The sequence below is a fragment of the Methyloversatilis discipulorum genome, from assembly GCF_000527135.1.
Taxonomy (GTDB): Bacteria; Pseudomonadota; Gammaproteobacteria; order Burkholderiales; family Rhodocyclaceae; genus Methyloversatilis; species Methyloversatilis discipulorum.
This window is the reverse complement of the sequence record NZ_AZUP01000001.1, coordinates 502,445-515,342: the sequence shown is the minus strand read 5'-3', so window position 1 is coordinate 515,342 and position 12,898 is coordinate 502,445. Positions and strand designations below refer to the sequence as shown.

General features: G+C 67.2%; 7 protein-coding genes. 4 read left to right on the top strand and 3 right to left on the bottom strand.

What is annotated here, in order from left to right; all coding sequences use genetic code 11:
- Positions 1-12: 12 nt before the first annotated feature.
- Entirely contained in the window at positions 13-2,109 is a 2,097-nt protein-coding gene (locus METFAM1_RS0102320) for a protein-disulfide reductase DsbD family protein (RefSeq protein ID WP_019917913.1), read from the bottom strand.
- A 298-nt stretch (positions 2,110-2,407) separates the two neighbouring features.
- Between METFAM1_RS0102320 and METFAM1_RS0102315 the strand changes: the two genes are divergently transcribed.
- Complete coding sequence (locus tag METFAM1_RS0102315; RefSeq protein ID WP_019917911.1) at positions 2,408-5,059, top strand: chemotaxis protein CheW; 2,652 nt, start codon at positions 2,408-2,410, stop codon at positions 5,057-5,059.
- Between the two features lie 12 nt (positions 5,060-5,071).
- Here METFAM1_RS0102315 and uvrB read toward each other — a convergent pair whose 3' ends face one another.
- Complete coding sequence (uvrB, locus tag METFAM1_RS0102310; protein WP_019917907.1) at positions 5,072-7,114, bottom strand: excinuclease ABC subunit UvrB; 2,043 nt, start codon at positions 7,112-7,114, stop codon at positions 5,072-5,074.
- 170 nt (positions 7,115-7,284) lie between these two features.
- On the opposite strand from uvrB, the gene METFAM1_RS0102305 reads away from it, so the two are divergent.
- Complete coding sequence (locus tag METFAM1_RS0102305) at positions 7,285-8,490, top strand: amino acid aminotransferase (protein ID WP_024300391.1); 1,206 nt, start codon at positions 7,285-7,287, stop codon at positions 8,488-8,490.
- Between the two features lie 272 nt (positions 8,491-8,762).
- Here the strand turns inward: METFAM1_RS0102305 and gdhA are convergent, their stop codons facing one another.
- On the bottom strand, positions 8,763-10,106 hold the full coding sequence (gene gdhA / locus METFAM1_RS0102300) for an NADP-specific glutamate dehydrogenase (RefSeq protein WP_019917905.1): 1,344 nt from the start codon (positions 10,104-10,106) through the stop codon (positions 8,763-8,765).
- 269 nt (positions 10,107-10,375) lie between these two features.
- On the opposite strand from gdhA, the gene METFAM1_RS0102295 reads away from it, so the two are divergent.
- Both METFAM1_RS0102295 and METFAM1_RS0102290 read left to right on the top strand, forming a co-directional pair.
- Entirely contained in the window at positions 10,376-11,578 is a 1,203-nt protein-coding gene (locus METFAM1_RS0102295) for an ammonium transporter (RefSeq protein WP_019917904.1), read from the top strand.
- A 101-nt stretch (positions 11,579-11,679) separates the two neighbouring features.
- Positions 11,680-12,876 carry a phospholipase A gene (locus METFAM1_RS0102290; RefSeq protein WP_019917903.1) on the top strand — a complete coding sequence of 399 codons (1,197 nt, stop codon included), beginning with the start codon at positions 11,680-11,682 and terminating at the stop codon, positions 12,874-12,876.
- Positions 12,877-12,898 lie beyond the last annotated feature (22 nt).

The following is a 12,898-nucleotide window of genomic DNA, read 5'->3' as shown; positions in this document are numbered from 1 at the left end:
GACGAAATCTCCTCATGAAGCGATGTGATCGAGCACGATCTGCGGCGTCAGGATCTGCGGCAGTACGACACCCTCCCGGCCGGGCGCGTAATACACGTAGAGCGGTACGCCGTCGCGACCGTGCGACTGCAAGAAACGGGTGATGTCCGGGTCGGCGCGCGTCCAGTCGCCTTTCAGATAGACGATGCCGCGCGCGGCGAAGGCGCCCTGCACGGCGTCGGTCGACAGGGCGACCTTCTCGTTCATCAGGCAGGTGACGCACCAGGCGGCGGTCATGTTCACGAACACCGGTGTGCCGGCAGCGCGCAGATCGGCCAGCCGCTGTACCGAGTAGGCACCTTCGGCTGTCTGCGCGACAGGCATCGTCGCCGCTGGCTCCGGCGTGCGACCGAGCGCCAGCAGGCCGGCCAGCAGTGCCAACGCTGCCGCACCGCGCCAGCTCCAGTTGCCCGCAGAGGCGCGCTGCGCGACACCGAACAGCCAGGCTGCCAGCGCCACCAGCAGCAGTGCGGCCAGCACGTGCAGCACGCCATCGGCCCCGCTCTGCTGGCTCAGCACCCAGACCAGCCAGGCGGCCGCACCGTACATCGGGAAGGCCAGCGCCTGCTTCAATCTTTCCATCCACGCGCCCGGTCGGGGCATGTGCGCAGCCACCGCCGGAAAGAAGGCGAACAGCAGATAGGGCAGCGCCATGCCCAGTCCGAGCGCGACGAAGATGCCCACGGTCACCGGCGCCGGCGCGCCCAGCGCCGCCGCGATCGCCCCGCCCATGAAGGGCGCGGTACAGGGTGTGGCGACCACCACCGCCAGCACGCCGGTGAAGAAGCTGCCCGCGAGCCCACCGCGCGAGGCCAGCGACTCGCCGGCCGACGCGAGCCGGGCGCCGATGTCGAAAACGCCGGAGAGGTTCAGTCCGATGCCGAACAGCAAGGTGGCCATGGCGGCGACGAACACCGGCGACTGGAACTGGAACCCCCATCCGGCCTGCGTGCCGGCGGCACGCAGCGCGAGCAGCAGAGCGGCCAGCAGCAGGAAACTCGCAACCACCCCGGCGCAGTAGGCCAGCGACTGCAGGCGCACTGCCGCGGCGTGGTCGCCCCCCATCTTTGCGAACGACAGCGCCTTGATCGCCAGCACCGGGAACACGCAGGGCATCAGGTTCAGCAGCAAACCGCCGGCGAAGGCGAACAGCAGCGGCCACAGTAGCCCCTCGTCGGCGGGCGCAGCGACCGGGCTCGCCGGTGCCGCGGGCGGCAAGGCATCGGCCGCCGCCAGACTGAGTGCCGGCGTGCGTACCGTCGATGCACCGGGCGTCGTCACCCACAGCGCCCGCTCGATGCCGTCGGCACCGCGCACGCGCAGCACGCCTTCGAGCGCCTTCTCCGGATCGAAGTCCGGGCCCGGCGTCAGCGCGATGCGCGCGGTATCGCCCGTCGTGCTCAAGGTCTGGGCGGCCCCGTGTTCGACACGCCCCCAATCGGCCGGGAAGAAGTCGGCCGCCTGCAGGGTGCCGGTGCCCGCCCCCTCCAGTGTCAGCACGCCCTGCGCATCGACCGTCGCACGCCACTCACTGCGTGTCGGCACGGCTGCGCGCGCCGCCTCGAACAGCGGTGCCTCGGCACTGTCCTGCGGCGAGCCGGCAGGCAGAGCCAGCCTGAACACACCCTCTTCCGGAATGCAGATGTCCTTGCACACCAGCCAGTTCGCCTTCACCGACAGCGCGGCTGCGCCGGCGAGGGCCGGCGGCAGCGTCACCGTGAAAGGCAGCAGCACCTCGCCCTGATGGACGAAAGTGGTGATCGGCCCATCGACATGACGTTCCGGCGCCGGCCAGTTCACGTCACCGAGCGCGCTGCCGGCGGGCGCGAACACCTCGATGCGCGGCGGCTGGCCGGCGTCGCCCGGATTCATCCAGTAGATGTGCCAGCCCGGCTGGAAACGGAAGTGCAGACCCAGATCGAGCGTCTGACCGGGGGCGGCCACGTCGCTCGCCGACAGCAGGGCGACGCTTGCGCGCGGACTGATCTGCGCTTCGCTGCGAGCGGCGTACAGCGCCGGGGCGGCGCTGGTCAGCGCAAGAACGCAACAGAGGTATGGGATGAGGGACATCGTGCGGAAGGCGAAAGTGGGGTTCCGAGCGCCAGACGCTCGTGTACGTGTCGGTCAGTCGACCATGATCGGCGATGCGGGTTCGCAGCTGTCGAACGGCGCACGGCACGCGCGCCGGGAGCGGCGCCCGCCATCCCGGGCACCGAGGAACTGCGTCACGGAAGAACGGGAGTTACGGCACTAACGATGCTCATGAATCCGCGCCCGGCGATCGTTATGACCCGGGATGCAGAGCGAAAACAAGAAGCGGCGCCCTCCGGGTGCGTCAGCACACATCGCACATGAGGAGCGCCGAGCCATGGCCCAGTACAAGAACATCGAAGTCGATACCGAGTTGGCGGGCGTCATCCGCCACATGGACAACGTCGAGGAGTACCGCGAACTGCTGCGCAACCTGCAGTCGGTCTGGGACAACCTCACCATGCTGGGTCAGCTGTCCGGAACCGGCACCGACATGAGCGGGACCCGGCACGCTTTCGCCGAACTGACCGGCACGCTGCTCAACCAGCTCGGCCACGAGGAACTGCGCACCTGCCGGCTGGACATGTCGGCCAAGGCACAGGTGGCGATCGATATCCTGGTGCGCAACCTGTTCGAGCGCACCGCCGACATCGGTTTCCTCGCCTGCGACGCCGACATCCGGCAGTTCATCGGCAAGGTCCGCCAATGCGCTGGAAACGTGCTGCTGGCGCGCGACCTGACCGCCGCGCGGACGCAACTGCGCGCGCGCTTCGCCGAGTACGCGGCGAAGTACACCGTGTATTCCGACATCGTGCTGACCGACACCGACGGCCACATCCTGCTGCGGCTGGACGACGCCGCGGCACCGGTGCAGTCGCACGACGCGCTGATCGCCGAGGCGCTGACGACCGACGCCGGCTACGTGGAGACCTTCCGCGCCATCGACTTCCTTCCGGCACAGACACAGTCGCTGGTCTATTCCTGCCGCGTCAGCGACGAGGCCGGCGATGCGATCGGCGTGCTCAGTCTGGTGTTCCGCTTCGACGACGAAATGCAGCGCATCTTCGACGGCCTGCTGACGGCCGACGACTGGGCCGTCATCCTGGTCGTCGACGCCGACCACCGGGTGATCGCCAGCTCCGACCGCTTCCACATTCCGCTCGGCGCCCGTCTGCCCTGCCCCGACGGTCCGGAAGTCCAGCGGCTGCGCTTCGCCGCGCGCGAATACCTCGCCATGCGCTGCCCGAGCCGCGGTTATCAGGGCTACGCCGGCCCCGGCTGGTGCGGGCTGGTGATGCTGCCGGTCGAGCACGCCTTCGCGCGCGAAGCGGCCGCACCGCTGCGCGCGCTGGGCGACGACGTCCGCCGCGCCATCATGTCCAGCCCGACACTGTTTTCCGAACAACTGCGGCGCATCCCGGAACAGGCCGACCGCATCCAGCGCACGCTGAACCGCTCGGTGTGGAACGGCAACGTCCGGCAGAGCAGTTCGCAGCGCGCACTGAACCCGGCCTTCTCGAAAATACTGCTGTGGGAAATCAGCAATACCGGCGACCGCACGCGCGACGTGTTCGAGCGCTCGATCGCCAATCTGCACGAAACCGTGGTGTCGGCCATCCTGCACGACAGCCGCTTCGCGGCGTCGCTGGCCATCGACATCCTCGACCGCAATCTGTACGAGCGCGCCAACGACTGTCGCTGGTGGGCGCTCACCTCGGTGTTCCGCGAGGTGCTGGCGGCACCGGTGGACGAAGCGGGTCGCCAGCGCGTAACCGAAGTGCTGCGCTACATCCACTCGCTATACACCGTCTATGCCAACCTGCTGGTGTTCGACGCGCAAGGCGTGGTCATCGCCGAATCGGGTTCGACCGCGGGTGGCGCGTCGTGGAGCGGGCGCGCGCCGGGTGAGGACTGGGTGCGCCGGACGCTGGCGCTGGAAGACTCGCAGGCCTGGGCGGTGTCCGCCTTCGCGCCAAGCGCGCTTTACGGCAACGCACCCACTTATATATATGGCGCAGCGCTGCGCGCGCCTTCGGCCGGCGACGAAAAGGCGGCGGCCATCGGCGGCGTCGGCATCGTGTTCGACAGCGCGCCGCAACTGCTCGCCATGCTGCGCGACTGCCTGCCGCGCGGCGCCGACGGCGCGGTCCGCAACGGCTGCTTCGCGGCCTTCATCGACGCCGACGCCCAGGTGATCGCCTGCACCGACGAGCGGTGGCGCCCCGGTCACCGTCCGCAGGAGGCTGTCGAGGCGCTGGCGCTGGCCGACGACGGCAGCGGCGTGCTGCGCATCGACGACCAGTACTTCGCAGTCGGCGTGGCGAACTCGCACGGCTACCGTGAGTACGGCAGCGGCGCGAACGCCGCCCGCACACGCGTTACCGCACTGGTATTCATGCCGCTGTGCATGGTTGCCGTGCAGTCCGCCGAAACGCGTTGCTCAGCGCCGGCGATCCGCGGCGACGCGAGCAGCGACGACACGGTGGAAATCGCCACCTTCCGCGTCGGCCGAAACTGGTTCGGACTGCGCACCGAGAAAGTCATCGAGGCGGTCGATGCGGCCGGTCTGACCGGCGTGCCCGGTGCCGGTGAAACCATGGCCGGCTATCTGATGTACGACGGCGTGCCGATCGCCGTATTCGATATCGCCAGCATGCTGCACGACGACGAATCGGTTGTCCCAGCCGCCGCCGACTCGACGCGACAGGTACTGGTGCTGCGCCGCGACGACGACACTCGCATCGGCATACTGGCCGACGCGCTGGGCGACATTCCGGAAGTATCGACCGCCCGCCTGCGCCCGATACCGGCCATGCTGGCCGGCGGCAATGTGCTGGGCGAATCGGTGCTGGGCGGCAGTGGCGACGGCGACGAAGCGCTGCTGCTGGTGCTCGGCGTCGAGCGCATCGTCAATCGCCTCGCCGGTGGGAGCACGCCGCCGGCCGCGGCCATTCCGCTGCCACGACGCGAAGCGGCGGCCGGTCGCTGAGACCGTGCCGGCTCAAGCGACGCCGAAAGCCCCGCTGCGCAGCTTGAAGAGCCGGTCGCGCGCCTCGGCCGCCTTTTCGAATTCCAGGTTCTTCGCGTGCTCGACCATTTCCTTTTCGAGCTTCTTGATCTCCCGCGCCAGATCCTTCTCGCTCATCGCCTCGAAGCGCGCGTGTTCCTCGGCCACCATCAGTTCGCGGGCGACCTCTTCCTGGTCGTAGACGCCGTCGATGATGTCCTTGATCCGCTTGACCACGCCCTTCGGCGTGATGCCGTGCGCCTCGTTGTGCGCGATCTGCTTGGCGCGCCGCCGCTCGGTTTCGGCGATGGCGCGCTTCATCGAGTCAGTCATGTTGTCGGCGTACAGGATGGCCGTGCCGTGCAGATGTCGGGCCGCCCGGCCTATGGTCTGGATCAGGCTGCGCTCCGAACGCAGGAAGCCCTCCTTGTCGGCGTCGAGGATGGCGACCAGCGACACCTCGGGGATGTCCAGGCCTTCGCGCAGCAGGTTGATGCCCACCAGCACGTCGAATTCGCCCAGCCGCAGGTCGCGGATGATTTCCACCCGCTCGACGGTGTCGATGTCCGAGTGCAGATAGCGCACGCGCACGCCGTTCTCGCTGAAGTAGTCGGTCAGGTCCTCGGCCAGTCGCTTGGTCAGCACGGTCACCAGCACCCGCTCGGACGCCTCGACCCGCTTGCGGATCTCGCCCAGCAGGTCGTCCACCTGCGTCGACGCCGGGCGGATATCGACCACCGGGTCGACCAGGCCGGTCGGCCGCACCACCTGCTCCACCACCTGGCCCTGGTTGGCGGCCTCGTAGGCGGACGGCGTGGCCGACACGAACACGGTCTGCGGCATCAGCTTCTCGAATTCGTCGAACTTGAGCGGTCGGTTGTCCAGCGCCGAGGGCAGGCGGAAACCGAAATCGACCAGATTGGTCTTGCGCGCCATGTCGCCCTTGTACATGCCGCCGATCTGCGGAATGGTCACATGCGACTCATCGATGAACATCAGCGCGTCCGGCGGCAGGTAGTCGATCAGCGTCGGCGGCGGCTCGCCCGGCTGGCGGCCCGACAGGTGACGCGAGTAGTTCTCGATGCCCTTGCAGAAGCCCAGTTCGTTCAGCATTTCGAGATCGAAACGGGTGCGCTGTTCGATGCGCTGCGCCTCGACCAGCTTGTGCTGGCTGACGAATTCCTTCGAACGCATTTCCAGCTCGGTCTTGATCGCGTCGATCGCCCGCAGCACGGTCGCGCGCGGCGTCACGTAGTGGCTGGACGGATAGACGGTGAAGCGGCCGATGCGGCTGCGCACCTGGCCGGTCAGCGGGTCGAACAGCGACAGTTCCTCGATCTGGTCGTCGAACAGCGACACGCGCAGCGCGTTCTCGGCGTGTTCGGCCGGGAAGATGTCGATCACGTCGCCACGCACGCGGAAAGTACCGCGCTTGAAGTCGATGTCGTTGCGCTGATACTGCATCTGCACCAGCCGCGCGATGATGTCGCGCTGGTGCAGCGTGCCGCCTTCGCGCAGGTGCAGGATCATCGCGTGGTAATCCACCGGGTCGCCGATACCGTAGATCGACGACACGCTGGCAACGATGACCACGTCGCGCCGCTCCATCAGGCTCTTGGTCGCCGACAGCCGCATCTGTTCGATGTGCTCGTTGATGGCGCTGTCCTTCTCGATGAACAGGTCCTTCGACGGCACGTAGGCTTCCGGCTGGTAGTAGTCGTAGTAGCTGACGAAGTACTCGACCGCGTTCTCAGGGAAGAACTCGCGGAATTCCGAATACAGCTGGGCGGCCAGCGTCTTGTTCGGCGCCATCACGATGGCCGGGCGACCGGTGCGCGCGATCACGTTGGCCATCGTGAAGGTCTTGCCCGAACCGGTCACGCCGAGCAGGGTCTGGAACATGAGCCCGTCGTCGATGCCCTCGACCAGTTTGGCGATGGCACCCGGCTGATCGCCGGCCGGCGGGAAGGGCTGGTGCAGCCGGTAGGGGCTGTTGTCAAAGGTTAACAAGGCGGGTGCGGCGACAGTTTCCGACATGGTAGAATTTTGCGTTGCACAAATCGTTTGCAGCCTGATGACCGCGCGACTTCGGCGGCGTCTAGGCAAAGGCAGACATTAGCGCGATTGTTGTCGGTTTTTCGACCTATCTTTAATAGCACGACGCACCGCCCGTACCGGGCAAACCAACCCTGCACACCGGAGCACGCATGAACCCGTCCGTTTTCTCGTCCGTCGAGATGGCCCCGCGCGACCCCATCCTGGGCCTGACCGAAGCCTTCAACGCCGATACCCGCACCACCAAGGTGAACCTGGGCGTGGGCGTGTACTACGACGACGCGGGCAAGCTGCCGCTGCTGCGCGCGGTGCGCACGGCCGAAGAGGCGCGCATGAAGAATGCGCCGCCGCGCGGCTACCAGCCGATCGAAGGTGCGCCGGCCTACAACAAGGCGGTGCAGGACCTGCTGTTCGGTCAGGGCGCGGCCCTGACCGCCGACGGCCGCGTGGTCACTGCCCAGGCCCTGGGCGGCACCGGCGCGCTGAAGATCGGCGCCGACTTCCTGAAGCGTCTGCTGCCGCAGGCCAAGGTGTATATCAGCGACCCGAGCTGGGAAAACCACCGTGCGCTGTTCGAAGCCGCCGGCTTTGAAGTCGATGTCTACCCGTATTTCGACGCTGACACCCGCGGCGTGCGCTTCGACGCGATGATCGCCCACCTGAAGGCGCTGCCGGCCAACCAGATCGTTCTGCTGCACGCCTGCTGCCACAACCCGACCGGCGCCGATCTGACCGACGCCCAGTGGGGCGAAGTCGTCGAGGTGTGCAAGTCGCGCAACCTGGTGCCCTTCCTCGACATGGCCTACCAGGGCTTCGCCGACGGCATCGACCAGGACGCCGTGGCGGTGCGCCAGTTCGTGCAGTCCGGCCTGAGCTTCGTCATTTCCAGCTCGTTCTCGAAGTCCTTCTCGCTGTATGGCGAGCGCGTCGGCGCGCTGTCCATCGTGACCGCGTCGAAGGACGAGTCGGCGCGCGTGCTGAGCCAGCTCAAGCGCACCATTCGCACCAACTACTCCAATCCGCCGACCCACGGCGGCGCCATCGTCGCTTCGGTTCTGGCGACGCCGGAACTGCGCACGATGTGGGAACAGGAACTGGGCGAAATGCGCGAGCGCATCCGCGCCATGCGCACCGGCCTGGTGGACAAGCTGTCGGCCCGCGGTGTGGCGCGCGACTTCTCCTTCGTCGTGCGCCAGCGCGGCATGTTCAGCTACACCGGCCTGACCGTGGCCCAGGTCGACCGTCTGCGCGACGAATTCGGCATCTACGCGGTGAGCACCGGCCGCATCTGCCTGGCCGCGCTGAACTCGAAGAACATCGATTACGTGGCCGACTCGCTGGCGACCATCCTGAAGTAATCGGCGCGCAGCTCCATACAAAAAGCCCACTCCGAGGAGTGGGCTTTTTGTTGGTCCTGACTCTGCCGCCGCGGACTGCGGCTTCGGTTCAGGCCGCTGTCGGGGTCAGAAGACCCCTCCCACAGAACCCCGGCTCCGACCACGGATCGCGCGCGATCCCTGTGGGAGCGGCCTTGGCCGCGACGCGGCTGTTGCCGGTCGCCGGCGCTACTTCAGGCGGCCAACGCCGGCACTCGTCCACTCCCGCGCGGCGGCGCGCGCGGGCGAACCCGTCAGACCACGCCCTGCCCCAGCATCGCCTCCGCCACCTTGACGAAGCCGGCGACGTTGGCGCCGTCGAGATAGCTGACGCGCCCGTCCTTGCGTTTGCCGTACTGCAGGCAGGCGCCGTGGATGCCCTGCATGATGTGCAGCAGACGGGTATCGACCTCGTCGCGCGTCCAGCTCATGCGGAGCGCGTTCTGGCTCATTTCCAGACCCGAAGTCGCGACACCCCCGGCATTCGATGCCTTGCCCGGCGCGTACAGCACGCCGGCCGCTTCGAAGGCCTTGGCCGCTTCGATGGTCGACGGCATGTTGGCGCCCTCGGCCACGCAACGGACGCCATTGGCGATCAGCGTGCGCGCGTCGTTCTCGTCCAGTTCGTTCTGCGTCGCGCAAGGCAGCGCGACATCGACCGGCACGCGCCACGGCCGCATGTTCGCCTCGAAAGCGGCGCCGACCTTCTTCGCGTAGTCGCTGACGCGGCCGTATTGCACGTTCTTCACTTCCATCAAGATGGCCAGTTTTTCCGGCGTGAATCCGTCCTCGTCGATCACCGTGCCACTGGAATCGGACACCGTGACCACCTTGGCGCCCAGCGCCATCGCCTTCTCCACCGCGTACTGCGCCACATTGCCCGAGCCGGACACGGCGACGCGCAGGCCGGCCATCGAATGGCCGGCGTGGCACAGCATTTCCTCGGCGAAATAGACGGTGCCGTAACCGGTCGCTTCCGGCCGGATCAGCGAACCGCCGAAGCTCAGCCCCTTGCCGGTGAACACGCAGTCGGCACGGTTCGACAGCTTCTTCATCATGCCCGCCATATAGCCGACCTCGCGGCCGCCGACGCCGATGTCACCGGCCGGCACATCGGTGTCCGAGCCGATGTGGCGGAACAGCTCCGACACGAAAGCCTGGCAGAAACGCATGACTTCGCCCTGGCTGCGTCCTTTCGGATCGAAGTCCGAACCGCCCTTGCCGCCACCCATGGGCAGCGTGGTGAGCGCGTTCTTGAAGGTCTGCTCGAAGGCGAGGAACTTCAGGATGGACAGGTTCACCGACGGGTGGAAGCGGATGCCGCCCTTGTAGGGGCCGATGGCCGAGCTGTGCTGGATGCGGTAGCCGCGATTGACCTGCACCTCGCCTTTGTCGTCCACCCAGCTGACGCGGAAGATGATGACCCGCTCCGGTTCGACCAGCCGCTCGAGCAGCGCCTGCTCGGCGTAGCGCGGATGCGCCTCGATGAAGGGCCACAGGCTTTCCATCACCTCGGTGACCGCCTGCATGAACTCCGGCTGCCCCGGATTGCGCGCCTCGACGACGCTCACGAACGACCTGAAATTGCTGTACTTCAACACTGTCTCCTGAATCTCGCACAAAGCTCTTTGCACCACAGCGGGGCATTTTGATCGATTTTGTTTCAGCAGGCACACTTTTAGTGCCATCAAACGGGCAACGCCCCGCCGCAGTGCGGACCACGCGCCGTCCATGACCCGCATCGGGAGCACGGCCCGGTGCGGCACGCCGGGCAATGCTCAATCGTCGTGCATCAACCGTCACCGGACCGTCACATTCTGGTGCGCTCCTTGCTAAACGCACCGCGATTGTGATTTCCGGAGCCCTCATGGACAGTTTCAAGACATCGACCGACGTGTTGTTCATCCTGCTCGGCGCCATCATGGTGCTGGCGATGCACGCCGGCTTTGCCTTCCTCGAAGTCGGCACGGTGCGGCGCAAGAGTCAGGTGAATGCACTGGTGAAGATTCTGGTCGACTTCTGCGTATCGACGCTGGTGTATTTTTTCATCGGCTACGGCATTTCCTATGGCGTGCACTTCTTCGGCAGCGCAGCTTCGCTGACACAGTCGAGTGGTTACGACCTGGTGAAGTTCTTTTTCCTGCTCACCTTCGCGGCCGCGATCCCGGCCATCGTGTCCGGCGGCATCGCCGAACGCGCGCGCTTCTGGCCGCAGGTGATGGCGACCGCGCTGATCGTCGGCCTGCTCTATCCGCTGTTCGAAGGCATGGTGTGGAACGCCAACTTCGGCTTCCAGAAATGGCTTGAAACGCAGTTCGGTGCCCCTTTCCATGACTTCGCCGGCTCGGTGGTGGTGCATGCCTTCGGCGGCTGGGTCGCGCTCGCCGCCGTGCTGCTGCTCGGCGCGCGGCGCGGCCGCTATTCGCGCGACGGTGGCATCTCCGCCCACCCGCCATCGAGCATTCCCTTCCTCGCCCTGGGCGCCTGGATACTGACCGTGGGCTGGTTCGGCTTCAACGTGATGAGCGCGCAGAAGCTGGAAGCGGTGAATGGCCTGGTCGCCGTCAATTCGCTGATGGCCATGGTCGGCGGCACGCTGGTCGCACTGGTGGCCGGTCGCAACGACCCCGGTTTCGTGCACAACGGCCCGCTGGCCGGGCTGGTCGCGGTCTGCGCCGGTTCCGACCTGATGCACCCGCTCGGTGCGCTGGCCACCGGTGCGGTCGCCGGCGGCCTGTTCGTACTGATGTTCACGCTGACGCAGAATCGCTGGAAGATCGACGACGTGCTCGGCGTATGGCCGCTGCACGGTCTGTGCGGCGCCTGGGGCGGCATCGCAGCCGGCCTGTTCGGACTGGAAGCGCTCGGCGGTCTGGGCTCGGTCACCTTCATGACTCAGCTGGTCGGCACCGTGGCCGGCGTCGCCATCGCGCTGGCCGGCGGCTTCGTCATCTACGGCACGATCCGCGTCTTCGTCGGACTGCGCCTCGACCCGGAGCAGGAATTCGAGGGGGCCGACCTCGCCATCCATCGCATCAGTGCGTCGCCGGAGCGGGAAACGCTGTGGTGAACACGCGGTAGGACGGCGCCTGCGTGCGGTCGGCTCATGCCGACAGCGCAAGGTGCCGGCGCCGAGGCAGAATCGCGGGCAGTCCACCCAGGAGCCTCGCCATGATCCGCCCGCGCCACGCCGCGTCCTTCCGTCCCGCCGCCACGCTGTTCGCGCTGCTCGGCGCACTGCTCGCCGCCCCCGCACAGGCTGACCTGCTGCTTGCCACGCGGCAGACCGTGGTCGATCCGGGTCTGCCGCTCACGCTCACCGTCGTGTCGACCACCGGCGACACACTGCCCGACGAACTGAAGGCGCGCATCATCGTCGGCGCCCGCGCCGCCGACGTGACGCTGCGTGCTGCCACGCCGACACAGGGCGGGCGACGCGACTACTCGGCAGTATTCCCGACCGATCTCGACGGCACCGGTCGTCTGGAACTGACCTCGGCTGCGTCCAGCGTACTTCTGGTGCAGCTCAGGCCGGCGCCGCTGGCCGCCGGCGCGGTCGCCGTCACGACGCCCGGCGCCACACGACCCGCCGCGACCGACGACCCGGACGCCGAACCGGCGGGCGTGGTCAATCTGGGCCGCAATCGCATCGGTCTGGGGACGCACGAACCGGTCTATTTCGTCGCCGGCTCACGCGGCGACACCACGGCGCGCTTCCAGCTGTCGTTCAAGTACCGCATCTTCGACCCGGAGGGCTGGGCGACCGAACTGCCGCTCGGCGATCTGCTGACCGGCCTGCACTTCGGCTACACCCAGACCTCGACCTGGGACTGGAGCGGCGACTCCAAACCCTTCCGCGACACCACTTACAAGCCCAGCTTCTTCTACGAGTTCGGCCCCTACCGGCAGATCGGTTCGCGTCACACGGTCAGCGCGCAAGCCGGCTACGAGCACCAGTCGAACGGACGCGACGGCAGCGAATCGCGCTCGATCGACACCCTGTTCGTGAAGCCCTCATGGCGCTGGGACATCGACCACAACACGCACGTCGGCGCCTCGGTGAAGCTGTTCGATTACACCGACCGCGACCCGACCAACCGCGACATTTCGAAGTACCGTGGCTACGCGCTGGTCGGCCTCGAAGTGGGCAATGACGACGGCTGGCTGCTGAAGGCGGAAAGCTATCCGGGCGACCAGGGCTCGCTGCAGCTCGACCTGTCCTACCGCCTGAAGCGCCGCCTGCTGGCCGATGCCGGCGCCGGCGGCTTCCTGCACTTCCAGTACTTCAATGGCTACGGCGAGAGCCTGATCGACTACAACCGCAGCGGTCCGGCGCAGTTCCGGGTCGGTTTTTCCATCGTGCGCTGAGGCAGCGGCAGGAGACGGGTCG